Raw genomic sequence first — 24,348 nt, forward strand, 5'->3', positions numbered from 1 at the left:
GCCTTAACTGAACTGTATTAAGTTATATTTACTGCCTTAACGAGCAATATTCACTACTTGCCAAAATAGTTTTGGTGCAATCAAGTAAATTGATAAAACGTATACGATGATACCTACAAATATGGAAACACTTAGTAATGCTAAAGGACTGATTAATGTAGAGCAGAAAAATTTAACAAGACTGATAGCAATCAACATTAATATTGTACCTACTAAAGGTATAAAACCTTGGCGTAAATAAGTGCCTATATCAATGTTGATCAACTTCCGAATCACCCAAATATCAATAGGAGCCATTACATAACTTCTAATAACATAAGCTGCTGCAACAGCAACAATTCCCCATTTAACTGATATGGCGAAAGCAATTATATTAGTGATTGCTTGTAAAAAATATAAACCTAATTCCCAAGAAGGTTTTCCTATAGCCATCATTAAAGGAGTGTTGAAATAAAAATAAGCATAAATAACTCCCATAAGATTTAAAACTTGCATGACTGGAATACTTGGTATCCACTTTGTTCCAAATATAACCACCACTATTTCAGGTGCTAATACCACAGTCGCTAAGAAACCTGGAAATGTAATTAAGCTTGCGAATTGGATTCCTTTGTAAAATGCGTTACGTAATCTTTCCGGTTCTGCTTGTAACCGAGAAAAAGTTGGTAAAGAAACTTTGACAACCACAATAGTTAGTAATTGTGTTAAATTTAGCAGCAACCGATAGGCAACGCTATAATATCCTAGTGCTACAGAACCTAGAAAATAACCAATTAACATATCGTCAGAACGACGATTTAAGAAGTTAAATAAGCTCATACCCATGACATTCACTCCAAAGGCAAATAGTTCTTTGAAGTGTTTTAGCGAAAATTTAAATCCTGGTCGCCAGTCACTTACGCACCACAGCACTAAAACTTGGGCTAAGTTATTGGCTAATTGCTGACCAACTAAGCTCCAAACTCCAAACCCCATGAATGCCATAGTTACGCCTACTATACCCCCAACAACCCCTGCTATTAATGAGCGTATAGCCAGGGATTTGAAAGCTAGTTTTCGTTGAAAAATTGCTTCTTGAACGCTACTAAAACCAGTAATTATAAAGCCTAAAGATAACCAGCGAATTATTGATGTAATCTGTGGCTCTTTGAATAAATCAGCAATCAATCCAGCACAAGCAATACTTAATATCGCTGCTAGCGCATTAACTCCTAAATTACTCCAAAAAGCAGTATCTAAATGCTCTTTTTCTAGGTCTTGACGTTGCACAATTGCTTGAGAAAGACCTTGGTCAGCAAAGATTTGCAAAAAATTTAAAAAGATAGTAGATAAGGCTATTAACCCAAAAGTTTGTGGGCCTAGCAAGCGTGCCAATACTAAGAAAACACCAATGGTTATAACTTGTCTTCCCCAACTGTCCAGAGCAGACCAAAATACTCCTTTAACAGCTTTTTGTCGTAAATTCGATGAATCTTTATTTGATTGCATTACAGAGGTTAGCTTTAGAATTACCTATGATGTAACTGTGAGGATGCACTTTAGTTTAATCCTCCAAACAAAATTTAATTTTAAAGCGTTGTTTACTTTTAATAAAGTCTTAACATTTATAAATAATTTATCAAAACTGAATTTAAATGAAGTTTATCTAAAGTAATCATGAAATTATAATATAATTTATTTAACAAATTCACTCTTAATTATTTATATGAGCAATTAAACCAATAATTTATGAAAAATCTTTAGCCTGATAATAAAATGTTACATAGCAATCTTATCTGATTTATGAACCATCTAGTGCAATACGGTTCAGTTAAGGCTCAAAGTTGTGTAAATTAAGAATTGTAATCAAGACTAGAAAGAAACTATAGTGCATCTCAAAGACTTCGCACTGTTGTCTCCAATAATACAAAGCAGTGAGCTACTAAAAGCGATAGAGACAGCCATACCGATAGCATACCTTGGCTTTTTGTCTAGTTAAAATATATTTTCCTTGCTCACTCAGGCTATCAAACCACTCAAACCCATAAAAGCCCATATCTGTAATCAGTAAACCACCCACTGGTAGGCGCTATTTGTATTTCACCCCACCAGTTGGTTTCGTTACGTTTGGCATCGGCATCGAAAAACGCCGCAACTGGGCGGTGGTTGAATGCTTCTACTACCATCAGCATTTTTCCCCCTAAAACTGCACCTGTTTTTTGTTGAAGTTGCCCCAAGTGTTTTTTGACTGCCTCCAAGGTTGACGCATCCGCAATCCATACTGCACCGAACTCTTCTACTACTGATGCCCAAACAGGTGCTATTTCATTTCTGCTTTTTTTAGCTACTAGGCGCTCTATTACTTGCTCAAATAGCTTAATAAATAAATGTGCTGGTAAGCTCTCTAGCTGTTGAGATAATGCTTGCCGACTCACAGACATTCAGTAGATCGAAAAGTTTTCCAGAAGCCTGAAGAGCCGTTCATTTGAGTTTAGGAACATAGTCTGCCGGAATCCTGTTGGAGTCTACTTTTCAAGGAACGGGCATTGTTGGTGGGTTAAGAGTGCAGTGCAAGCGATCGCGATCGTCAACCCCAAAACGTCGGCTGAAACCCTGATTATTTCGTCAACTTATAAAAGTTTTCGATCTACTGACATTGCCTTTACCCACAATAATCCTTCCACTTCCAAGCAGCGCAGCACATCTGTTAAATAATTTATTTGTCTGTACACCAAACTTAGCACTATTGCTGCCATCACTGGTAGGGGGGAGCAACGCGAAAATGTGAGATCATCGCTTTTTGAAGCAGGGGGAGCAGGGGGAGCAGGGAGAGTAAAGAGAGAATTTAGTAACATGCGCTACTATAAATACTTCAAAATACACTTAATTTATTTTTCCTCCCCTGCCTCCCCTGCCTCCCCTGCTTGCCCACTTCACAAAATCGCATTGCTCCCCTGGTAGGGTTAGTAAACGCGATGCCTACGGCGGGCTACGCCTACGCAAATTTCGGTCTTTGTCTTTTATCTCTTTGAGATTGGCAAATGTATTTGGACTGATTAACTCTAACAGCCTTGATTCTATTTCTTGGCTTGATGGGGCAGGTACAGTGACTCCATGGCAAAAATCTGGATTCCCTTGTTTTTTACGAGGTTTACTCATGACTAGTTTCAACACCACTGTGTTGAGTTCTACCATTGAATTTCTTCTACTTGACAAGACTCTAATTTTCTAAACTTGACACCAATGGCTAACACCCCATCCCACAGGAGTAGAGGTTTTCCCCAAAACCAACAGCCACGGATTACCTAATTCTGTTTGAGTGTCGTACAAAGCAGTAGCATCACTCGCTATTACTACATAGCGATACTCACGTTGATGATGTATCAAAGAAAATGCTTGACAACAGGTCAGATCAATTAAATTTTTATTATTTGTGAAAAGTTTGTGTTAGTTGCTGTATACTCATTTTTATCTTTAAATTTCGCGCTAAAACACCTAATCGGTGTTCTAAATCATGGCGAAAAACCAAGTTTTGTCAGATTACAACCCAGAATGTTTTCTTGTAAAAGTCCTTAAAACAAGATTGATCATACATTGTTTTATTAGTGAATCGTTATTCTAGCAGGTCTTGGGAGCAGTAATAGACTTATTGATGCTATCACCTATTAATAAAACCATGAAATATGTCCGAACAACAAATGAACGGAGAGGGACAACACGAAAAACTTGAAATCCAAAAGGGTAAATATCATTCTGCAATATGCGAATTAATCTTCACCAAGTGATGATAGCAAAGTCTTAATGAATTTTAATGTGCAAATTGCTTACAAAGACTGTGTAATAGAGATTTATAACTATGGTATTGTTCACACAATCAAAACTACTAACTAAGGAACAATTACAAATAAAGATTGTTGAAAACCTTGAAGAACTCAAGCCTCATTCAGAGAATTGGAATCAGCTTGCGTTTGATTCTACTCAACAGTTACCAATGACTTCTTATGCATGGGTATCATCATATTTTGAACACTATGTGGAAGTTGATGAATCGTGGTTTTGTGTATTTGCTTATAGGAATTCTGATCTGGTAGGTGTGTTGCCGCTAATTGTAACTTCACAACGGTTATTTGGATTCAATTTTTCTTTCTTAGTTACACGTAGGTCTTCGCAATCATGTTCGCTTGATATTGTAGCCACATTGGGGCTAGAAAATATAGTTATTCCAGCCCTGATTGATGCTGCGATAAAATTTTGTCCTCATCATATAGGAATAGTATTTAACCGTTTACCAGAAAACTCACCTACTATTGCTGCTTTAGAAGAGATGTCAGATATTACCCTCATTAAAGAGCTTGATTGGATGAAGGGAGCGCACTTAAAAGTAGCTAGCTGTTTTGAGGAATATCGCAAAACCCTTAGTGGGAATTTAAAAAGTACTATCAAAAGGTCGAGAAAGAAACTGTATCAACTAGAAGGTGTAAAAACTATTTTCCTCCAAGGAAGCGATGCTACTGAAAAACATTTACCTCAACTAATAGAAGTGGAAGCTGCTAGTTGGAAAAGGACGAAAGGCAAATTAATTGCAAATTCATCAATAGATGTATCATTTTACAAAAATCTTACACGTAGACTATCAGAAGCTGGTTGGCTTGAATGGCAATTGCTTGAAGCAGGAGGTAAAACAATGGCGATCAATTTAGCGATTAAGTTAAAGCGTTCAACCATTATTTGGAAATTGGCTTACGATGAGAGTTATTCCAAATTTTCTCCTGGCACTATTCTTTTTGAAGAAGTAGTTAAGTCAGCTTATACAGATAATGTTGAGGAGATTAATCTAGTTAGTGATTTTCCTTGGTATGACAATTGGAATATGGATAAACGCCCACACTATACTATAAAAGTATATTCGCATCAACCTATTTCTCTAATATTTGGATTGATACCTGCATATATTATTAATAAGCTGAAAGTCTTTAAAATAAGATTGGTAAAGCTGTATAAATTTTTAGTGCTTAAGTGTAATAAATAAAGCCATTGGAATTAACCAAAATTCCTATTAGGGCACTATTTAACACTCAAGGAAAATTGTTTCACAGAGGAAAGGCGATCGCATTCAAACTAGACCGCCTACCTCACGTTTATTACTTTAATCCTGACTGTTCTTTACTCTTGAGCTTGTCATGCTCAAAAGTAACGGTGATTTTTGAACCATCAGGATTTTTCCAGACAAATGTTGCTACTGTTGCGATCACTGTGGGGAATAATGCTTTTATCCGTAGAAAATCACGTTATTTGTATCATATTCGGAATTTTTATCTAAGGAGATTTGCTGAAAAAGAAAGAAAAGTTGACATTTACTAGGTGATCAGACCTTAGAAGTATATTCAGGTGCAAGAGAAGAAGGTAAAATAGCCCAAAATCCTTGCATCACAGTGGTCAGGCACAACATTGTGTATTATAAATCACTATGTACCGCCAAGAAGAATCAACTCTAATTCCAGCGTCAAACTTTGAACTGCCATTTGAAGGAAAGTTATCATTAGATAATCGTTGGGTACTCATGGCGAGTTTAATACCTTGGACAGAATTTGAAGAGGAATATTCTTCCTTTTTTTCTGGTGAAATGGGAGCACCAGCAAAATCGTTTCGGATGGCATTAGGCGCGTTAATAATCAAAGAGAAGCTAGGGATAAGTGACAGAGAGACAGTAGAAGATCTTAATCTACATAATCTGTTAGTATTTGCTCTTCAGTAGTGTGATCTGAAGCTATTGGGCGGCTACCATCTATTTCTAGAGTATCCTGAACTTGCAAATTACTCTTAGTGATTGGACGTTGACCGTCTATATCAAGAATCTCCTCAACATTTAAATCACTAGGGTCAATTGGACGCTTACCGTCTACATTTAGCATCTCTTGTTCTTGAAAATCGCTCTTAGTAATCGGGCGTTGCCCATCTATATTAATTGTTTTATCATAATCAGTTTCATTCTTCCCAATTGGGCGCTGACCATCTATATTAAGTGTTTCTTTTATTTCAAAATTACTTGGATCGACTGGGCGTTGACCATCTATATTAATTGTTTTATTTGTCTGTATCAGTTTATTAGATGATGAAGACATATCAGTTTCATTCTCTAGCTCCTGCCGACTCAGATTATTTTTATTATTACTAACTTCGTTTGTGTTATTCATGTTTGCTATCGTGATTATAAAACTACTTATCTACTACCAACATGACCTTAAAAAATTTTTATCTCTAAGCAAGATACGCTAAAAATTAGGTAGAGAGCATAAAATTATGATTTCTCTAACAATTCCTTTATTTAAGGATAATACTGAAGTAGAAGCAGAAAATCCTCTATCACAGCACAGAATGAATCTATAACTTGAGACGGATTTATCATTTATCAGCGCTGATAAATTTCTTAGAAATCTTGTGCGCGGCTGGGCATTGAACGGGTTAGTATCAACACTTTCCGCAGCAGGTGCTTGGCTAACCGGGAGCAAGTTGATGCAAATTACTTCTCAAAAGCTTGACAAACATCCTAATACTACTTTTTCTCCTCAGCTAAGTCAATCTAGGAGTTGGTAGTCTTGAAATCGTTAACTGTAACGCTTGCATTTGAGGAAAATCGCGTTTAATAATCTCGATAGCTTTTCTTTGACTATCTTGATTTTTAACGATCAGTTGTGCAGTGCCATCGCCTTGAGAACCCACACCTTTTCCTCCGAAGATGTAAGGCTGAAGTGGCTTGTGATGGAGAAGCAGATGCAGCCTTTTCGCAGTTAATTGATTGGGACAAGCCGGAACTACGTACCGATCAAATTCAGCTTGGGCTTTCGTCATTAAAGCTCCAATAAGCTGGGCATCTCCTCTTTGTATTGCTTCAACTGCTGCCTGGGTAATTTTAGAGCTAATAGAACCAAAATATTTTTGGACATTTTGCTGAATTTCATTAGTAGCGAAAGGATAACATTGATTCAATGCTTTTAGTATTTCTTGTGTATTTTTGCTACCGCCGAGATCGACAATCACAAAAAACAAATCTTCACTAACTTTTAGTTCAAGCAGGTCGATTTTTTCACCATCAAATATCATCAATATTGGGCGATTTCCATAAGCACAAGCCTGATCCATACGACCGCAAAGACTAGGAGTAATTCTTTCTCCCAGGTAAGCAAACTCCATTTCTTCACGAATTGTCAATTTCAAGTCATACAAACGATTAAAAGCCCTCGCAATCAGAACACAAAAGGCAGCACTCGAAGATAATCCTTTTTGAATGGGTAAGTCGGTTAGATAATTATCAACCTCAAGCCCACCGACACCATAGTGAGTAAGAAATTGATAAGCTGTACCAGCAGCATAACTAAAAAAACCACCCTTTACTGCTATGCATTTCAGGGTATTAGATTCCATAGGTAATCTCAGTGGGCCATAACCTCTGCCATCATTGAGAGAAGCACGAATAATTAACTCGGTAGAATTAGGCAAAACATCAGCATAAATTCCTTGATTAGTACCAACAATTAAGGTGTAGCCCTTTTCGATCAGAGGATTAATACTACGATATTCTCCTGCCCAATCGCTATGTTCTCCGAACAAGCAAAGACGGCCTGGAACAAAAATTCTCATTTGAAGTTTCCTGTTGTTAATCGAGGTATATACTATCCTTATTAACTTGAATTAACAACACGCCATTCATCACTTCGATAGTCCAGATCAGCAGCACTTTCGTCAATCTTAGGAGAATCTATTGTTGCTGTTCCCAGACTCAACACGGTTCAGATAAGCTTTTTTCTCCCGCCTGCTCCCCCTGCCTGCCTCAAAGGATAAATTTCTTAACTCATCAGCACCCTATCATCAGCAAGCATATCCTGTTATCTGCCAGGGCATCTGTTCAAAGTCGCAAATTTCATCTTTTATAATGTTTTTTTATTCAATGTGATAACTCTAAATCTAAATAAATTCTGGCACAAATGAACGAAATCCTTCTTATAATAGATATGCAAAATGGTTTTATGTCTGAAAAATGCAGACATATTATTCCTAATGTCATTAAGCTAATTGAACGATTTTTAATGGCTGGTAAAGTCGTTGAATTCACAAAATTTATCAATACTGCTGACAGTAATTATGTCAAATTAATTCAATGGTCAAGGTTGATACATGAACCAGAAACGAACATTATTGATGAACTTCAGCCTTATATAAATAATGTTTATCAAAAATATTATTACTCAGCATTTACGGAAAAATTTTCGACTTTTATTTTTCTTAATAAAATCAACAAAATATATCTTTGTGGAGTTGAAACTGATAGCTGTATTTTGAAGACAGCAATTGACTCTTTTGAGCGTGGTATTGAACCAGTCATTATTGAGGATGCTTGCTTTAGTGATGGTGGTCAGCAAGCACATGATGCGGGTATTTTTTTGCTGAAACGTAATATAGGAAGAAACCAAATTATAATGACTGATGAGATTCTTGAGAAGATATTATCAAAAGAAACAGAAACCTAAGTGAGTCTTAGAAATCCCCGACTGTTTACGGCGGGGAGGATGGGAATTATACAACAGCGCCCCCTTCATATTGTGTCCGGTTAAAGACCTATTATTAAGATTGCAAGGGGGCGGGGGGCAGGGAGTAGGGGGAGAAAGGGTTTTCAGGTTTTTGCACAGATGCGAAAATTATGACTAATCAGCCGGACATGATATCAGACTGTAAATCTATCGTTTGTTTGCGTTTCCAAGCAAAATGTAGGATATTTATTCCTAACTCTTGAGCGGTTCTTATGTCAGTTCGCGATCGCTGCAATTCTTCATCTAAACCCCATAATCCGCCCAGATTGCCGATCGCCAGAATAATTCCCCCGCCAGATAAAAGTTGAATTCTAGTTTGATCTATTATTGGCAACGCAGAAAATAGAAACGGCTTTATCCGCAAGGGATGGTCACGACGGGCTTCTTGTAAAGACTTTAGTGGTGTTTGCAAATGTTGAGCTAGTGCTTGGACTGATTGAATCAGTTCTGTACTTTCAACCGAAGCATCAACCAGCAAAGTACCCCCCGACTTCAGGTAGCTTTCAAGTTTCGAGAATTGATGGTTATTTAGCGATAAACCCTGATGCCCAGTCAGATATAGCAGATCGTAGGGGTGGATATCTTCATCCCAAGTGACTCGATCAACAGTTTCTGCACCTTTTAAGGATGGATAGATATCTTCAACAGCACGCAGTAAGTAGGTGAGATTGAAAAAATTTCGGCTACAGTCTGGATCGTCAGAGTTAATTTCAGCAATTTGAACCAAACCTTGGGGCCTTGCCTGGGCTTGACGGCGATAACGTAAATCTAAATCGCCGTATCCCGGAAAAAAGATATCGGCAGGTGTGCGAATCATTTCCTGCTGCGATCGCCGCAGCAAAATCCGACAAAGCTCCACATCTGAACGTTCAGGGGGACGGCTTCTCTCGTCAATTCTGAAGGTTTCCTGTACAACTTCCTGATCGGGGCTTCCCCCCAGGCGATCGGGATCTCGATACTGAGCAACCAAATAAACAGTGACAGGTTCCGATTCCTTTAACTCAGTTGCGATCCGAAAATTGATTTGATGAGGCACAACAATCGGATTCCCTTCTAAATCGATGGCAATTCCCGGCTGAATTTGCACCCAGCGATTGTCTCGATATTGAGCAGCAACTTCTTCTGGGGCTGGAATGACCCGTACTCCTAACCCGCAAACAATCCCTGGCTGATTGATTGACTGATAGTGAAGATTTTGGCGTTTGCGCTGATAGTCATGGGCGCGTTGCCAACGCTCGGCAGTTAGCAGCAAACCATCTCTGACTTGTTGGCGCTGCATGGGGGCAATAGTAGGGTTTGGAAAAGGATGACCCACAAAAATTTCTCCAATTCGATTGAATAAGTTTCAGATGAATGCTCAGTAATGGTCTGTTTTTATCTAGTACGCCACGCGGCGGAAATAGAGTAACTATTTAAGATCCCTAAAAAGCTGATTCCATAATACTTTTGACTTTTGACTTTTGACTTTTGACTTCCGCCTTGCGGTACTAGTCTGTTTCTATCCGCAAGCTGTAGGAGCAAAATGCAGGTTTCTCTTGCTCGATTATTCGCCGAACCAGCTGCTCATCAATTGGGCTGTTTGGCTGGGCCCGCAAGCGGACATCAAAGTGATAAGGCTTGCCACCGCCTATAACCGCATCTTCTCCCACGTAGGCTAGTCCAAATACACATCCTTGACCAAAGGGTTCGGTAATGCAGATTGATTTATCTTCTTCCCGGTCAATTTGTTCGTCGAGTGGTAAACCAGTATATAAATGTAAATAAAATCGAAGTCCCTTACGGGTTCCCCGACAGCGATAAATTTCTACAGCGCGTCGAATCAGCCGCCTTTGATGGTTTAAATCTAGCTGTGCATCAATTGGCCAGTCTACCCAGTGAGCTAGAAACGGCAAGAGCGTCTGAGGTGCAGTTAACGGGTCTAGATGCGCCCACATTGAACTGAAGCTATTGACTACCGGCTCGAACGCTTGCTCAAAGATTTTGATGAAGCGATGAATGTAGTCAACTTCTTGATAAACTATCGGCAAAAAAGCAGTATAGTTGCTCCGTGGTCGAACATTTAGCTCAAAATTGGATTCTTGAATCGGATGTGGACTTGACCCTTGACTCAGGCTTTGACTAGCATAAATCGACAGACAACCTCGAAAGTTGAGTTGGTTTCCCTTGCTTCCCTGAAGGACATCTTCACCCTCAAAAAAATCGTTAGGAATCAAAAACCATAAGTCAGCATGTCTGCTTTTCTTGGCAGCTACTTCTAGCGTTACGAGGTTGATAGCAGCCTCCATTACAGTGCCTGAGAGTTGCGCTACTGAGTTCTGTTTGACTGTCCCAAATTCAGGGGCGGTGGAAGCATCTATCTGTACCTGACACCATTCCAAAGGGAACGTCCCATCTAGCTTTAAGTTGAGTTGTTGAGGTTGAGACTCCCAGTTTTTAATCTCAAGGGCAACCCGACAGAGTTCTCCTGGGTAAACGACAATTTCAGATTGCTGTTGCGAACCTTCGATGGCTTCAGTTCCCAGCATCAGACTGCCTCCTTGGGAGGTGGTCGCAGAAATCTGCATAGGAGAGATATGAAGACTGGCTGATTTGGAGGTAAGTACTGGCACCATACCCTAAATCCTCATCGCAGATTTGTCTGTGAGAATATTGACACTATGTCCTGTGCGTGCCTGCGGATCTGCCCAAGAGCAGAGTAAACCCAAGGAGCCGGGATCTATGTAGTTTACAGGCATTGTTTGCCTCTGCCAAGATTCCCCATTTTTTTGAATAGGAAACAGCAGGATAGCGCCCAAATATTGAATCCCTGGTGTTTGCTGAAGGAGAGCCATTATGTCTGACGGATAAAGGGGGCGACCAAAGGGCCAGCCTGTCATCTCTACGCCGCCAGTTAAAGGATTGAGGTAGCGATAGAGCGCAACTTTGAGTTTCTGGATAATCTCGGCTTGAGCGCTTGGGTTATTATAGGCAGGCTCTAGGGTAACTTCGGCTTGAACCGATACGCCAACATAGTTGGGCTGCTGTAGCTGCAACTGAATGCCTAGCAAACGTCTTTCATCTAGATAGTGCAGAACCCGATCGCACAGAGCCGAATTTAAATTGAAGTTTTCTGGAGCAATCCCGTGTCCTAAGTCAATCAGATCGGTATTGGCTTGAGGCACAACGCACACGCTGACGCTCCCGGCAGTTTGGCTGGCAGACATCGGTAAGCACAATGCGCGAGCGATCGCACCACCGCTACCTTTGAGAGTTAAGGCTTCAAAATCTGAAGCAGTAACAGCTCGATCGTGCGATCGCAGCATTTGAGGCGCTCTCAAGACGGCCCGCTCTAGAGACTCGGCATTAGCACCGTTGACGGCAGGATGATAATTGGTCACGCGGTCTACATAAGGAATTGCCGTCTTCATAAAATTCAGCGTATTTGCCTGTACGTTTCCTTGTTTACCGCCCCCGGTACGATAGGTAAACATAATTTCAGCACCACGGGGAGGAATTGCCCCATACTGTTGCTCAATCATTTGAGGCTGAAGGTCTCGATTAGGTGATCGATCTGTTGGCTGCACTTGCTGTAAATAGGCACGAGTTTGCGTTTGCTTCTTAAGGGTTTGAGGTTCACGAATCAATGGCCCAAACTGAATAGTGCCTGCCAATACATCAACGACATAATGCCGATCGTGGGGTTTTGATTCAGCAAAGTCTTCAACCTCCTGCCAAATTTCAGGGGGCTTCCCAAGAGGAAGAACAAGCAGTTGCTCTTCTCCCCGGCGCTCCAGAATAGGCGCAGTCTCTACTTCAAAGCTCTGCCCCGGTCTTCCGTCGCTGATACCTAATATTTCCTCCTGGATCAGAACGCATTGGCTAGCTTGCACTGATCCGCCAATAGCACGCATCTCAATTGTTTTAATTCGAGGAGAATTTGAATATCCCGGCTGACGAGGGCCAGGTTCGATGAGGGTGCAGCGAATCCAACGACCTCGGTAGCCATCAAAACTAGATGTAGGCCAGCGTTCGGGCAGATGTAGAATCACATCACCGCTCTGCTGTGAGCCATCTCCCGTGTTCTCATTAAAGCTAAAGCCATTGGTGGTGTCGTCTGCTTCCTGCAAGAGTACCTTTATCCATGACTCGCCGTCCCAGGCTTCCCAACTGCGGGGAGGATGGTTCGGATCGATACCCGTAGGTGTACCTTGCGCTCCTGTGAAGGCGATCGCCAAAACATTTCCTTCTAAGGGGGTATCAGGCTCAATCACTAGATAAAAGCTATTACCAGACTGCGGCTTTTGTGGAAATAGGTGGAATTCGTGAGTCACTGCAAGACTGTCATTTTCATGATGCCATTCTCCAGTGTGGTCATGGAGCGATTGAGGAGTATTACCCGCCTCTGGTGCAGACAATATATGTTTTAAGGTCGGTTGAGCGATTAATAGGTCTCGATCAGTGGTAAAAATAATAGCTTCTTGAGTTTCAGTGCGCTCTGTTGCAACTTCTGTTCCGCGTGGAATGGTGTAGTTTTCTAGTAAATGAGTGCTGAGGTAGAAAGTCAGCCTAACTTGAGCTGGGGTTGGTGGCTGTAGACGGATTCCTAATAGTTCTAGAAAGGCTATATAGTTTTTACGGGGAACCTGATTGAATCGCATCAGCATCTGGTCGGTGAGCCAAGCAAATAGCTCGACTAAAGTAATACCAGGATCGCTGAGATTGTGATCTGTCCACTCTGGACAATAGCGGGGAATACGCAGTAGGCATTCTTCTACTAAATCGTCAAAGTTGCGATCGTCCAGACGAGAACTGGGAAGCCGAGGTAAAAAGTCAAAATTCACGATTACTCCACCTCTGAAGCTAAATAGAACGGGTAGACAAAACTATAGGGGTCGGGATGAGATTTGAGGCGATAGTCAATGATAATATTGACACGCCCTACGATCGCATCAGGATCTGCGCGAACTTCATCAACGTCAATTCGAGGCTCCCATTTTTGTAATGCTTCCAATACGTAGATCCGAATTCTTAATAAAGTATCTTTATTTAAGGGAGCAAAAGCTAGTTCTGATAGGCGACAGCCAAAATCAGGACGGTATAAACGTTCGCCCAAATCGGTACGCAAAATTAACCAAATAGATTCTTTAACCTTCTGAGCTTCAGAACTTAGCTTGATTCCTCCCTGCACATTGGTCTGCAATGGGAAAGATAAGCCTGTACCCAAATACTTTTGTGGCTGCTCGTTTATTAAGTTTGCCATCCTCATTGTCTCTAAACTTCGCTTATAAAGTTTAGGATATCTGGCGATCGCAGAAATTATATCAGCCGAAGGTCTATATGCTCAGAAAAGGGCTAAAAGTACAATATAAATAGACAATCACAGTCAGATAGTTTCTGAAATACAGAGTTTTTTCGGCAAAAATTTCTATTCCGTCTTCATACCTTTGTCTGATAGACCTTAACAATAAAAATCTATAATATAGTGTAGATAGACGATGCATAATTTGTCAAATAATTCAACATAAATTTGAAAGTTAGTCTAGCTCAGAAAGGTATCTGCACATAGAAACAGAAAATTCAATCACTAATACATCGAGGATATTATGGACAGTGGTAAGTATATTTCCAGACAGAAAAATAGCAATAGAAGAGAAGAAAGCTCACAAGGAATTGAACTTCAAAGGTTAGGATCAAACGGACATATTCAGAGCAGACCTGGAAGTAGTCAGAGTAGCATCTCTCTTCCCGAATCTCTACATGCTCCAGAATTGCAATTAGAATTAGTAAAGGAGGAGGTAAGGAAGATGAACTTTAAATACGGTCAAGGCAGTGATTGTAGAAAGTTGGCGATGGACACAATTGATTTAGCAGAAAGCAAAAACATTAAAGCTACACTACAAAAAATGCAGAAAGCAATGTTAGTAGAAAAGGGAACGATAAAAGGAGATACCCGACAATCAAATACCGAAGGCAAAGAGATGTGGTATTTTGAAGAACATTTTTGGTGCGACATTCAGGGGATTGAATACGACCCTTTGTTCGATAAACGGGGTACACCAGAAATGGATCTTGAGAGGGAGCGACCAAATTACAAGGAAGTCTATATCTCGAAATTTAATTCGGGAAAAGCTATGGTTCATGAAAGCCGCCATTGCGAGATCCCGATCACTGCCGATACAGTATTTCAATCCTACGAAGAGGCAACAAAATTTGTCGATGACAAAAATCCAAATTATACCTCAGATTCGGAATAGGAAAGTTCGTGAGCATGGCGTCAGCACCCCTACAAAAAGCCACGACAAGCAGTAAGATGCCGCTTTTGTAGTACAATCACATGAGTTTTTAGTGGTGTATTTACTGATATTTCATAGTCTGCTGAACTAGCCTGAACTTAATTGAAGCTACTTTCTACTATCGTTTCAACTACAAGGTGAAAATCATGGAATCAATTGGATACTTTTTTGGTAGAGTTTTCGGCGGATTTATTGATAGACTATCCGATCAACTGAGATACAAAATAACCGATATTGCTGAATCTAAAATCAGAGAAACGGTTGAAAGCCCATTTAATAAAAATGCAACAACCAACCAGCAAACAACAACCGATAGTCAAGAGCAAAATACTAAATCTTAATAGAGAGTATATGACTTTATTGAGCAATACGCTTGGGTTAAGGATAATTGTAGGTTGGGTTGAACTTTAGTGAAACCCAAAAAATACCCGAAAATGTTGGGTTTCGTTCCTCAACCCAATCAACGCAAATTTATTTTTCTGGCTTAACCCAAGCGTATTGCTTTATTGAGACAAAATTAGAGCAATCAAAATTGTCTATTAGCCCTAAATAGGTAAGAATAGATAGCTCTAAAACTGTAGCAAATGATTATAGCAATGGATGAAATACCAGATAGCTACCAATAATATAACTTTCTAATTTTTTGGAGAATGACAAAGTTTCTTTAATCAAACGTGAAACTCTTGGACGTAAAGCACAGTTAAATCTCTCAATGCCGTTAGTTTTAGCACTAGTTTTGCTAATAGCTTTTTGAATTACGAAATTATTGCAAAGAACAGAGCGATCGCTCTGTTCTTGAGTGTTTAATAATATTTCAAGCACCCTGGCTTCTGTTTTATCTAAGAAGAAAGTTATAAGACTAATATTCTAACTCTAGATTCACGCGCTAACTAAACAAGGATGAGTTTCATGCATTGCCATTTAATTTGAAGTATGATTCAACTCAACTTGCAAGCAAATCAACCCATCCTGACCTAGCTGTAATTTATCTCCATGACTCAATGGATGAGGTGCTCCACGAGGTAATAATTTATCATTGAGGTAGCTACCGTTTCGGCTATCATCAACAATCATGTAAGTTTGTCGAGCAATATCCCAGTAGAGATGAGCATGGGTACGAGAGATGATACCTGCATGGGGCAGTCCTGTTAAATCGATTTCAGGTCGCATTCCGTTAGAGAGATTTTGACGACCAATCACGCCAGATTCCCTAAGCAATAGAAAACTTTGTTTGCTGGGATGAAGCAACTTTAACTGAGGACGTTCCTGATTATTGATTGTTGATGATAGCTGGGGCGAGGGGGTCGAGGTTTGAGTATAGCGGGCTGTCGAGGCTACCATAGCAGGGGGTGGTTGTACTGCCTGTGCTAATGAAGTACCGCACATTGGACAGATTTTAGCGTTGTGCGGTAATACCTGATTAAAGAAAGAGCAGCTTGGCTCTGGACAACGATGAGTTTGGATTGCCATAGTAATTGCACTCCTTAACGATTCAGAATAGATGACGATAAAGTGTAGTTTTTGGGTGGAGTTTGTAGCGGCACAAGACCTGCTTGCTGAAGGAGATACTGCCCATCTTGAGTTTTGAGAAAATTAGCAAAGAGCGGCCCTGATACATTCCCAGGCAAATTATTATCTCTAGGATATGCAATAATCAACGGCGTGCTGAGTGGATAGGTAGCTGTATGAAAAGCCGATATATTAAGTAAGGGCTTTTTCTCCAGACAGAGATTGTCTGATGGAGAAATAGGTTGCATTACGCCGTTGCTAGTCTCTTTTAGCAGAGGCTGTACTGGGTCTAGATTTTTTTGGGCAATAGCTAGGGGGTAAATTTTGCATTGATCCCAGGTTTGGGTCAATAGTCCGAAACTAATTGAGCCAGCCTCAGTTTTTTGCGCCTGCTTTTCTCCAACTGCGATGGAACGCAAGGTATTAAAGGTTGAACGTTGCTCAATCTTGCTAAATTGGGCAATCAGACTCGGATCGTTGCCTAAAACTTTCTGTTGGAACAAGCGTAATGCTTCAGGTTCCATCGGTCGATAGGGTTTGATCGGCAGATCAGGAAAATCTGAACCTAGCTGTTTCCAGTTGGTAAGTTGCCCTGTAAAAATTTGCTGCAATTGGGCAAGACTGATCTTACCTTGTAATGCACTTGGTAGATTTTGACTCTTATAGGCAGGTACATAAACTAAAAGACCATCGTAGGCGATCGTTTCCTGAATTAACCCTTCGGGTAGTTGGGTTGATAAACTAGCGATCGCAAAATTTGCCTTGGTGTTCGCTTCGAGAACTTCAGTAAGGGGAGATCGTTGAGGGGCATAAGTTCGGTAGTTAAAAATAGCTGCTATATCCAACTTGGGCTGAGTTAGGAATACTCTCAGTTTGCGATCGCTCGCGGGTTTCTTGTCTAAAACTATTGTCCAAGTTCCCAGCGCTTCTCCCGTATACGGATACTGTCCTGGCCCAATACCATTAACGTCTGCAAAGGATGGCAAAAGCTGCTTAAAGTTAGCCATCTCTGCATTAGAATTTGATATAGATCGGGGCAATAGCAACCACAATAGTCCTCCCAATAGAGGCAAAGCAAGTAAACTCAAAAGCCAATACTTTCGATTCGGTTTCGCTGGAGACTCTGGGCTAAAATTTACATGAAAACCAGCAGCCGTTTCAGGTTGAGGCAGTTTAATTAAAGCCTGACGCGCCTCTGCCGCAGAGTTAAACGGGGTGTCTAACCCTAGTAAACGATGCAGAAAATCTCTCAGGGGTGGATCGTTCTGGGGCCAATGTTGAGCCTCGCGTGGATTTAGCGGTGCGTTAAACCCAGAGTGAATCTCTTGAGCCGTCCAGAGAGCAAAGGCGACCGATCCAAGATCGATTAAGTCTTGTTCCGGTAACAGCATTTGGCGCGGCGCAGGGATAAAAAGCTGCTCCCAGGATGCCAGATCGCAGACATAGACGTAGCCGCTATCACTTATGAGCAGGCTGTCAAGCCCTAAGTTGCCGTGAGCAGTTCCTATGGCAACAGATGCAAAACTTGATGGCTGACTATGGAGGAAATGTAGCGACTGGAGCATTTGATTTAAAACTTGTCGCACTTGCGATGCAGAAAAGGCTCCTGTCTCTGTCAAAGTTTGCTTCAGGGTAGGAAGTGCCGCGATTTCGCCTGAAAAAATCAGATAGACGCGATCGCTCAATGGATCTGCAATAATTTCTGATGGACTGACCAGCCGAAACTCCCGACCCTTCGCGGTGGTCAAATTGCCCTTTGCCACCTGACTCAAGGCTGTTCTGCGCTGTTGTGCTTCCACAGCATTAAAATATTGCTTAGGCAGTAAATACTCTTTCACCACAACGGATTGACCATTGCTGATCTGAGTTCCTCTGTAAAGCCGTCCCATTCCCTGAGACCTAAGTATTTCAGAAATGCGATAGGTGCCTAAGCTGCCCCGGAGTTCAGTTTGAATTGGTAATGTAGTGGGGAATCCGCATTCCAGACAAAACTTAGCACCCGGTATTTTCTCAGCAGTTTCTATTGGCTTTTGACAGCTCAGAGGTGCATTTTGGGTACATCGGTAGAATTTAGCTAGTGCATTAGAATCAACAATAGGCATAGAATCTTCTCGATAGTTAGGGCTAAACCAAAAGGGAGCATTCCAAATGTGCAAGTTTATTTTTATATGGGATTTTGGCTTAGAACAATAATCAAATAACGAACCGCCCTTCGGGTGACGCTCCTTCTCTGCGAGACGCTACGCGAATGTCGCTAACGCTACGCTAACACCAGTCGCCTACGGTGGGAAACCCGCCTACAGCGCTGGTTCATCAAGGACGCCAAGAGCGCCAAGGAAAGAAGTTTGTACAGGGTTTTTGTGTCAGTCCTGTACCTTTTGGCTTGCATTGGGATGCTCTCAACCAAAATGATTGAACCCAATTACGACTGAACCAGATTCATCTTGATGGCTGCTACAATAGCTTGTGTCCGGCTTGTTACCTGTAGCTTCAGAAAAATATTAGTGATATGAGTTTTAACAGTAGACACTGAAATGTAGAGTTGCTTCGCAACTTCATCGTTTGAGGCTCCTTGAACGAGCCAATATAAAACATCGCTTTCTCTCTCGGACAGAGTGCAAGGCTGACCAATCTGTGAAGGTAACGAGGCTTGGGCTTTTTGGAATTTTCTAAAGAACCCAGTGGCAACTTCAGGTGGTAAATAAATTTGGTTCTGCATAATAGTAGCGATCGCATCTAGCAACTGCTGTGAAACCTGACCCTTAAATACATAGCCATCCGCCCCCGCCTGCATAGCCTGATAAATCCAGTAGTCTTCTTGATGACCTGATAGAACCAGGGTTTTACTCGATGTATTGTTATCTTGGAGCTGCTGTAATAGAGAGAGGCCATTTCCCTCAATTAATTCCATGTCAATCAGAATCAGGTCGGGAGTATGCTGCTCGGCAAGGGATAAAGCCAGAGCCGGACGATTCGCTTCCCCAACCACCTTAATGCCTCGATCCTGAATCTGGGAGAGGCTTAGGAAGGTTCTGATTCCAGCCCGAAATTGATCATCATCATCAACTAAAAGCGTCGATAGGGTTTTGGTTTGTTCTACTTGGGTTAACATGCGGTATTGTCCTCTGATAAGTTAATGCATGGAATCAATCGAGGTAGGCTTATCGAAAATTCTGCACCTTTTTTGGGAGCATTTCTTGCCCATAATTTCCCTCCGTGGTCGAGTACAACTTTTTGGGCAATAGCTAACCCTAAACCTGTTCCCTCCGAGCGGCGGGTATAGAAAGGCTTAAACAACTTCTGTAAATCCTCGGTGGATAGACCTGGGCCTTCATCTCTCAAGGTCAGTAAAACATCGCCCTGTTGCTCTTGCCAATCAATGAAAATTTTTGCCCCTTGGGGACTAAAATGAATGGCGTTACTCAATAAATTGCTGATAGCCTGTTTGATTTGGAGTGGATCGAGTTTTAAAATAAGTGTGCGATCGCTGCAACAAACCTGAATATCTTTCTCCGAAATCCAGCCTTGAAATTCTTCTAGTGTTTTATGGACGAGGTTACGAATATCTTGCGGTACAATCTGCAACTTTTTACTACTTGCACACTGCACAATTTCAGTGAGAGTTTGATTTAAGCTGTGAGCAGTCTTGCAAATAACTGAAGCTTGTTCTTGCTCTTTACTCGGAGCCAAAAGATGAGTAAGATTATGGGCATAGAGACTAATTAAACCCAAAGGATGACGTAACTGATGCCCCACTCGTTGAACAAGATGCTCTAAAATTTGAATCTTCTGGCGGTGTTGCCAGTTTTGTTGATGTTCGTCTAAATATTCACCGATACTAGCAGCAGTTCGCTTAATGAATTGCCGTTGAGTATGAGACAAAGGCCCCTTAGCAAATAATAATAAGTATTGATTAGGCTGACTTGATTCACCAAAATGACAATAATAGAAGCCTTTTTCTATTGTCTCTGCATCAATCGGCTTTAACGCTAGAGCAGATGAAACATTAGCTAACCAACCTTCATTCTGTAAGTAAGCTAGAGTCTCTTTCGCAAAAGAAAAAGGCATTTGAGAGGTTTCAATAACTTGTTGGCGATCGGACATCTGCGGATCTTGATAAACCACTCTCGTCCATTGAATCTGCGGTTGAGCTGCCAGTTGCTCGATCTGTAGCTGCAAGAAATGCTTTAGTTTCTGGGTGTAATATTGGGGAGTCCCTTTTTCGGACTGAGGACTCAAATTTTTTAAAAGTTTAAGACCTATGCCTGGGTTATCTGTGAGACTATCCATAACTTTCCTCCAAATTATATGCTTTACTTCTGGTTCTGTTGCAAAAAAGGTTGTGTTGCAAAAGTGAATCAGATGGTAAGGTAGTAAAGCCTTCTTGTTAATGATCGGCTTCCTATGAGAGAGCAGTGCGATTTTGTGAAATGCTAAAAATTAGGCTATAAATCACCTATTTAATAATATGTAGGTGTAGCACTAGTAGGCATCAGAGCGATATAGGGCGTTGCATAAATACGGGATTAATTGGTGGGTGAAATCATTGGAAATACGTTATAAATTGTGCGAAATCATCCCCTAATTCAACAACCCCCGATATAGCTGTTTTTATTGATAATTTAGCTTGGTAACTGAGAATTAGAATTCGATTAATAAAATTGCATTGTTTCCTTTCATTTGGGCATTTTCAAGATTTCTTACTTGGAGTTGGTAAAGCAAGAAATTCAATGAATGCAGTCAGTTTATGTTGTAACTGATAATTATGGCTTCAAGCGATGTTATCTCAATTCCGCAATTTTGTTAAAAATAGATAGTTATTAGGGATGTTTGTCAGCAAGCATAAGTAACGACTTAAAGGCAAAGCCGAGCTTACGCTTCTGTATCACTCATTGGGATAACTGAAATCAGAATATGCAGCCTTTAAGATGATTATTGCTATTTAGGCTAAGAAATCACAAAATGACCCAGAGTGGAATGGCACTAAGATAACGGCAAATCCCTTGTTCATAATCTTCATGTTTTGGCTCAAATGCCACTTATGAATCCAATCCAAAATACATGCATAATTATATTGATTTGTCAATAGCTTCTATTAAACTGGCACTAAGCCAAGATTTCATCTTTTCTTAGTGCCATTCGACCCAGAGTGAATTAGACAGAAGTCGGATCTATTCCAATCAAAGTTGTTATTCAATATTAAAATAACCCATATATCTCTTTATTATGCTTGCCAGCTCAATTATCGATGCTAGCTTGACCAAGCAAAATATAGCCTTTCGCCCCGGTGGGCCATCAGTTTCATTTGGTGTTTCGGTGATCAACCGCAGCAATCAGTTTGCGTCGTTTCAACTTGAAATTAAAGCGGCGGGAGCAGGCGAGCAGAGTAACTGGTATCATCTTTCTCCAGATGTATCTACAGCTAAATCACCGGGCGATCGCACTGATTTTCAAGTTGAGATTTTAGACTCTCCCATCCCTGATTTCGTTGGGATCGTCAATCTAACGGTGCGGATTTTTTCGCCCCAGCTCTCTGAAGAACGACGATTAGTTCTGCGATTAACGTTAGAACCTAGTGGTGAATTAAATCTACTGCGGATCGCACTACCTGCAAAGCGGTTTCAAGTTTATCCTCGTAACGTCGTGGATATTCCCGTAACTGTTAAGAATGTGGGGTCGCAGCCTTCAGAAGTGCGCTTGCAATGTGCAGAACTTGAGTCTTCCTGGCTAGTTGGTAGCTCAGAACAGTATATAGAAGTTCCAGCAAATGGAGAGACAACAGCAACTTTCCAATGTCAGCCCCCTAGAGCAGATCGAGTTCCGAGCCGCGATTATCTTTTTGTCATAATTGCCAAAAGTCATTTGAGTTCTACCGTTGAAGTGCAAGGAATTTTAGAAGTTCTGCCCGTTGGCTTCATGCAGTTTGAAGTCCAGCCTCAGCAGCAATGTATCCCAGCTAAAAGACCCTGGCTCCCGAATTGGCGATCGCGTAGCAGTACCTTCCAATTGATGTTTAAGAATAATAGTAATCTGGTGCAAACGCTCGATCTTGAAGTCCGAGGCCAAGACGCGAAACGATGCCAAATTGAGGTTAGTCCAGAAAAACCCGTTCTCGCATTGGGAGAAATAACTTCTACAAACCTAACCCTCTCTCCCCGTCGTCCCTGGATTGGTTGGTCACGAAAACTCAAGTTTGAACTCAAGCCTTGGCTATCAGACCCAAGATTAGGGAGTAGCGATCCAGCAACCCAGATTTTATTTTTAAAGGTTTTCCCAATTGTACCTCTATGGTTATTAGTAGCATTGCTCTTAACAATTGCAGCTGCTGTGTTTAGACCAACGCCCATCACTCATTTGGCTGGCGTTAATGCCGTGCGACTCAGTGGCACGAGTGGCAGATCGCCGCTTGTAATGAGTGTCTCAGACGATTGTTCAATTCGCACTTGGGGCGTGACAGATTGGGGAACGCTAACCGCTCAAGGTAGCTTGAGCAAGGGGACGTTAGCCAAAACCTGCACCAATGCTCAACCTAAGTCTTCTAAGGGACTTCTGGCAATTACTCAGCAAGCAATCCGATCGCTAGCATTAACTCCGGTGAAAAATAATCAGGTCTTTGCAGGTTTAGAGAATGGAACCGTTCAGGTTTGGGATATCAACACTGGCAAGGGACTCTATACGCTCAAAGATCCCAAAGATCAGACAAGCGATCGCATTTTGGACTTGATTTTTACTCGTAATTCTCTGACGCTATATACTAGCTATGGAAGCGGAACTATTCGGAGTTGGCAAAGACCAAGGGATGTCCGTTTTGACTCAAAGCCTGCCAAGGTTTTGAAGGTGCCCGATCACTTCGCATATCAAGCCTGGTCTTTAGCACTCAGTCCAGATGAAAAAATCCTTGTGAGCGCCGGACAGTTTAAGCGGCTTGTCTTGTGGGATGTCGCAAACTCGCAACCCCGGCAGCTAAAGCTTTCAGACAATGCTCAAAATCGCGGAGAAAACGACTTTTTCTGGGATGTCAGCTTTGCGCCCAATACTCCTATACTAGCTGCCTCTGATTCTGATGGTTACGTTACTCTTTGGGACTTAAGTAAATGTCAGAAAGCAGCGCAAAAAGGGTCGCCTAAAGAGCAACTTCCTCAGCAAAGCTGCGAACAACGGGCGAGGTGGCAGGTTTCAAAAACATCGGTTCGCAGCATTTTATTTACTCCAGATCAACGATGGCTCATCAGTGCAGGTGATGATGGTCAGATCCTGGCCTGGCGTCTAACCGCAAACTTCACTCCCGATCTGACTCAAAAACCGAAGCAGATCGCAACCCTGTCCAGCAGAATTACTTCCTTAGACTTGATTCCTAAAGAGCAAGGAGTTTGGATTGCCAGTGGCTCTGATGATGCACAAGTTCGCCTCTATCGCTTTAACCCAGATGAATAAAAGTTACTGACAAAAAATAGTCCAGTGCCATGATTGATAAATATACCCAGAATTTTATAATGTGCTACTTATCACTGAGTATACTTGTATTACTCAGCAGTATATCTTTAAGTCCACAGGTGGGCAGGATAGCCTTCGGGGATACCGTCAAGATTATCTGCTGACAGAGAATGGCGTTGTTTCTGCGGAAGTTCAAGTACCAATTCTGCACTTACCCCAGATAAATAGCACATGACAGGTTGTCTTGTTTGTAGATTTTGGTGTTGACTGGAATAGTTCTGGTAGAGAGAATCCCGATCCTAATACTCTAGCTGCTGTTGGTCTGGGGTTGCGTTGGTTACAGAGCGATCGCTTCACCGTTCGTCTTGACTAGGGCGTTCCTTTAGTATTTGTTAACTCATCAAATGAGAGAACATTACAAGAAAACCGCCTATATTTTAGTTTACTTTATAATCCCTTTTAAAATAAAGCAATAAAGAGCTATCTGAATGTTAAACAGCAAGAATAAATATTAAGTTGACTGCAAACCAAAGAAGCCGAATTTATCAGAACGACAACCATTTTTTCTA

At 41.2% G+C, this 24,348-nt stretch carries 21 protein-coding genes and 3 pseudogenes; 9 read left to right on the forward strand and 15 right to left on the reverse strand.

Going from position 1 to position 24,348, the window contains the following annotated elements; translation table 11 throughout:
* Window positions 1–36 precede the first annotated feature (36 nt).
* From RMZ43_RS01970 to RMZ43_RS01985, 4 genes are all read right to left on the reverse strand, one after another.
* A complete protein-coding gene (locus tag RMZ43_RS01970; RefSeq protein WP_322645919.1) occupies window positions 37–1,488 on the reverse strand; it encodes a lipopolysaccharide biosynthesis protein in 1,452 nt (483 codons plus the stop codon).
* Window positions 1,489–2,015: 527 nt separating this feature from the next.
* Window positions 2,016–2,420: a hypothetical protein gene (locus RMZ43_RS01975; protein WP_322645920.1), complete on the reverse strand. Its 405-nt coding sequence runs from the start codon at window positions 2,418–2,420 to the stop codon at window positions 2,016–2,018.
* Window positions 2,421–2,958: 538 nt separating this feature from the next.
* On the reverse strand, window positions 2,959–3,174 hold the full coding sequence (locus RMZ43_RS01980) for a hypothetical protein (RefSeq protein WP_322655536.1): 216 nt from the start codon (window positions 3,172–3,174) through the stop codon (window positions 2,959–2,961).
* 33 nt (window positions 3,175–3,207) lie between these two features.
* Window positions 3,208–3,366 carry a hypothetical protein gene (locus tag RMZ43_RS01985; RefSeq protein ID WP_322655537.1) on the reverse strand — a complete coding sequence of 53 codons (159 nt, stop codon included), beginning with the start codon at window positions 3,364–3,366 and terminating at the stop codon, window positions 3,208–3,210.
* 469 nt (window positions 3,367–3,835) lie between these two features.
* Here RMZ43_RS01985 and RMZ43_RS01990 point away from each other — a divergent pair, with 469 nt between their 5' ends.
* The 3 genes and pseudogenes from RMZ43_RS01990 to RMZ43_RS02000 form a co-directional block, all read left to right on the forward strand.
* Window positions 3,836–5,008 carry a GNAT family N-acetyltransferase gene (locus tag RMZ43_RS01990; RefSeq protein ID WP_322655538.1) on the forward strand — a complete coding sequence of 391 codons (1,173 nt, stop codon included), beginning with the start codon at window positions 3,836–3,838 and terminating at the stop codon, window positions 5,006–5,008.
* A gap of 5 nt (window positions 5,009–5,013) precedes the next feature.
* The gene (locus RMZ43_RS01995) at window positions 5,014–5,340 is read left to right on the forward strand and encodes a hypothetical protein (protein WP_322655539.1); all 327 of its coding nucleotides are present in this window, start codon (window positions 5,014–5,016) and stop codon (window positions 5,338–5,340) included.
* Window positions 5,341–5,446: 106 nt separating this feature from the next.
* Window positions 5,447–5,698, forward strand: a pseudogene (locus RMZ43_RS02000) (IS5/IS1182 family transposase); the annotation flags it as partial.
* On the opposite strand, the gene RMZ43_RS02005 reads toward RMZ43_RS02000, so the two are convergent.
* Together RMZ43_RS02005 and RMZ43_RS02010 are read right to left on the reverse strand one after the other, a co-directional pair.
* Window positions 5,697–6,173, reverse strand: a complete 477-nt coding sequence (locus RMZ43_RS02005) for a hypothetical protein (RefSeq protein ID WP_322645924.1) — start codon at window positions 6,171–6,173, stop codon at window positions 5,697–5,699. The pseudogene RMZ43_RS02000 and the gene RMZ43_RS02005 sit on opposite strands and share 2 nt — an antisense overlap.
* A 376-nt stretch (window positions 6,174–6,549) precedes the next feature.
* Complete coding sequence (locus RMZ43_RS02010; protein WP_322655540.1) at window positions 6,550–7,617, reverse strand: mevalonate kinase family protein; 1,068 nt, start codon at window positions 7,615–7,617, stop codon at window positions 6,550–6,552.
* Window positions 7,618–7,961: 344 nt separating this feature from the next.
* Here RMZ43_RS02010 and RMZ43_RS02015 point away from each other — a divergent pair, with 344 nt between their 5' ends.
* The gene (locus RMZ43_RS02015) at window positions 7,962–8,504 is read left to right on the forward strand and encodes an isochorismatase family cysteine hydrolase (RefSeq protein ID WP_322655541.1); all 543 of its coding nucleotides are present in this window, start codon (window positions 7,962–7,964) and stop codon (window positions 8,502–8,504) included.
* Window positions 8,505–8,682: 178 nt separating this feature from the next.
* Here the strand turns inward: RMZ43_RS02015 and RMZ43_RS02020 are convergent, their stop codons facing one another.
* The 4 genes from RMZ43_RS02020 to RMZ43_RS02035 form a co-directional block, all read right to left on the reverse strand.
* The gene (locus RMZ43_RS02020; RefSeq protein WP_322645927.1) at window positions 8,683–9,879 is read right to left on the reverse strand and encodes a DUF4159 domain-containing protein; all 1,197 of its coding nucleotides are present in this window, start codon (window positions 9,877–9,879) and stop codon (window positions 8,683–8,685) included.
* A 172-nt stretch (window positions 9,880–10,051) separates the two neighbouring features.
* A complete protein-coding gene (locus RMZ43_RS02025) occupies window positions 10,052–11,176 on the reverse strand; it encodes a phage tail protein (RefSeq protein WP_322655542.1) in 1,125 nt (374 codons plus the stop codon).
* 3 nt (window positions 11,177–11,179) lie between these two features.
* Window positions 11,180–13,384 carry a putative baseplate assembly protein gene (locus RMZ43_RS02030; protein ID WP_322655543.1) on the reverse strand — a complete coding sequence of 735 codons (2,205 nt, stop codon included), beginning with the start codon at window positions 13,382–13,384 and terminating at the stop codon, window positions 11,180–11,182.
* A gap of 2 nt (window positions 13,385–13,386) precedes the next feature.
* A complete protein-coding gene (locus RMZ43_RS02035) occupies window positions 13,387–13,803 on the reverse strand; it encodes a GPW/gp25 family protein (protein WP_322645930.1) in 417 nt (138 codons plus the stop codon).
* Window positions 13,804–14,146: 343 nt separating this feature from the next.
* On the opposite strand from RMZ43_RS02035, the gene RMZ43_RS02040 reads away from it, so the two are divergent.
* Both RMZ43_RS02040 and RMZ43_RS02045 read left to right on the forward strand, forming a co-directional pair.
* Window positions 14,147–14,797: a hypothetical protein gene (locus tag RMZ43_RS02040; protein ID WP_322655544.1), complete on the forward strand. Its 651-nt coding sequence runs from the start codon at window positions 14,147–14,149 to the stop codon at window positions 14,795–14,797.
* A gap of 185 nt (window positions 14,798–14,982) precedes the next feature.
* The gene (locus RMZ43_RS02045) at window positions 14,983–15,177 is read left to right on the forward strand and encodes a hypothetical protein (RefSeq protein WP_322655545.1); all 195 of its coding nucleotides are present in this window, start codon (window positions 14,983–14,985) and stop codon (window positions 15,175–15,177) included.
* 228 nt (window positions 15,178–15,405) lie between these two features.
* On the opposite strand, the pseudogene RMZ43_RS02050 reads toward RMZ43_RS02045, so the two are convergent.
* From RMZ43_RS02050 to RMZ43_RS02060, 3 genes and pseudogenes are all read right to left on the reverse strand, one after another.
* A pseudogene (locus tag RMZ43_RS02050) lies at window positions 15,406–15,559 on the reverse strand (IS1 family transposase); the annotation flags it as partial.
* A gap of 198 nt (window positions 15,560–15,757) precedes the next feature.
* Window positions 15,758–16,306 (reverse strand): FHA domain-containing protein, encoded by a 549-nt coding sequence (locus tag RMZ43_RS02055; RefSeq protein ID WP_322655546.1) that lies wholly within the window; start codon window positions 16,304–16,306, stop codon window positions 15,758–15,760.
* A gap of 14 nt (window positions 16,307–16,320) precedes the next feature.
* Entirely contained in the window at window positions 16,321–18,447 is a 2,127-nt protein-coding gene (locus RMZ43_RS02060) for a substrate-binding domain-containing protein (RefSeq protein WP_322655547.1), read from the reverse strand.
* Window positions 18,448–18,629: 182 nt separating this feature from the next.
* On the opposite strand from RMZ43_RS02060, the gene RMZ43_RS02065 reads away from it, so the two are divergent.
* Entirely contained in the window at window positions 18,630–18,761 is a 132-nt protein-coding gene (locus tag RMZ43_RS02065; RefSeq protein WP_428850693.1) for a hypothetical protein, read from the forward strand.
* A 6-nt stretch (window positions 18,762–18,767) separates the two neighbouring features.
* Here RMZ43_RS02065 and RMZ43_RS02070 read toward each other — a convergent pair whose 3' ends face one another.
* Window positions 18,768–19,457, reverse strand: a complete 690-nt coding sequence (locus RMZ43_RS02070; protein WP_322645936.1) for a response regulator transcription factor — start codon at window positions 19,455–19,457, stop codon at window positions 18,768–18,770.
* Window positions 19,451–20,635, reverse strand: coding sequence for a sensor histidine kinase (locus RMZ43_RS02075; RefSeq protein ID WP_322655548.1), 1,185 nt, complete (start codon window positions 20,633–20,635; stop codon window positions 19,451–19,453). The genes RMZ43_RS02070 and RMZ43_RS02075 overlap by 7 nt, the downstream gene beginning before the upstream one ends.
* Before the next feature lie 936 nt (window positions 20,636–21,571).
* Between RMZ43_RS02075 and RMZ43_RS02080 the strand changes: the two genes are divergently transcribed.
* Window positions 21,572–23,779 (forward strand): hypothetical protein, encoded by a 2,208-nt coding sequence (locus RMZ43_RS02080; protein WP_322655549.1) that lies wholly within the window; start codon window positions 21,572–21,574, stop codon window positions 23,777–23,779.
* 118 nt (window positions 23,780–23,897) lie between these two features.
* A pseudogene (locus tag RMZ43_RS02085) lies at window positions 23,898–24,242 on the forward strand (BamA/TamA family outer membrane protein); the annotation flags it as partial.
* Window positions 24,243–24,348 lie beyond the last annotated feature (106 nt).

The organism is Nostoc sp. CmiVER01 (assembly GCF_034531135.2).
Classification (GTDB): Bacteria; Cyanobacteriota; Cyanobacteriia; order Cyanobacteriales; family Nostocaceae; genus Nostoc.

What these genes read in the sequence shown, in the direction of transcription:
- RMZ43_RS01970 (WP_322645919.1), bottom strand. Translation starts at nt 1,488, where the DNA reads ATGCAATCAAATAAAGATTCATCGAATTTACGACAAAAAGCTGTTAAA.
- RMZ43_RS01975 (WP_322645920.1), bottom strand. Translation starts at nt 2,420, where the DNA reads ATGTCTGTGAGTCGGCAAGCATTATCTCAACAGCTAGAGAGCTTACCA.
- RMZ43_RS01980 (WP_322655536.1), bottom strand. Translation starts at nt 3,174, where the DNA reads ATGGTAGAACTCAACACAGTGGTGTTGAAACTAGTCATGAGTAAACCT.
- RMZ43_RS01990 (WP_322655538.1), top strand. Translation starts at nt 3,836, where the DNA reads ATGGTATTGTTCACACAATCAAAACTACTAACTAAGGAACAATTACAA.
- RMZ43_RS02005 (WP_322645924.1), bottom strand. Translation starts at nt 6,173, where the DNA reads ATGAATAACACAAACGAAGTTAGTAATAATAAAAATAATCTGAGTCGG.
- RMZ43_RS02010 (WP_322655540.1), bottom strand. Translation starts at nt 7,617, where the DNA reads ATGAGAATTTTTGTTCCAGGCCGTCTTTGCTTGTTCGGAGAACATAGC.
- RMZ43_RS02015 (WP_322655541.1), top strand. Translation starts at nt 7,962, where the DNA reads ATGAACGAAATCCTTCTTATAATAGATATGCAAAATGGTTTTATGTCT.
- RMZ43_RS02025 (WP_322655542.1), bottom strand. Translation starts at nt 11,176, where the DNA reads ATGGTGCCAGTACTTACCTCCAAATCAGCCAGTCTTCATATCTCTCCT.
- RMZ43_RS02035 (WP_322645930.1), bottom strand. Translation starts at nt 13,803, where the DNA reads ATGGCAAACTTAATAAACGAGCAGCCACAAAAGTATTTGGGTACAGGC.
- RMZ43_RS02040 (WP_322655544.1), top strand. Translation starts at nt 14,147, where the DNA reads ATGGACAGTGGTAAGTATATTTCCAGACAGAAAAATAGCAATAGAAGA.
- RMZ43_RS02045 (WP_322655545.1), top strand. Translation starts at nt 14,983, where the DNA reads ATGGAATCAATTGGATACTTTTTTGGTAGAGTTTTCGGCGGATTTATT.
- RMZ43_RS02055 (WP_322655546.1), bottom strand. Translation starts at nt 16,306, where the DNA reads ATGGCAATCCAAACTCATCGTTGTCCAGAGCCAAGCTGCTCTTTCTTT.
- RMZ43_RS02060 (WP_322655547.1), bottom strand. Translation starts at nt 18,447, where the DNA reads ATGCCTATTGTTGATTCTAATGCACTAGCTAAATTCTACCGATGTACC.
- RMZ43_RS02070 (WP_322645936.1), bottom strand. Translation starts at nt 19,457, where the DNA reads ATGTTAACCCAAGTAGAACAAACCAAAACCCTATCGACGCTTTTAGTT.
- RMZ43_RS02075 (WP_322655548.1), bottom strand. Translation starts at nt 20,635, where the DNA reads ATGGATAGTCTCACAGATAACCCAGGCATAGGTCTTAAACTTTTAAAA.
- RMZ43_RS02080 (WP_322655549.1), top strand. Translation starts at nt 21,572, where the DNA reads ATGCTTGCCAGCTCAATTATCGATGCTAGCTTGACCAAGCAAAATATA.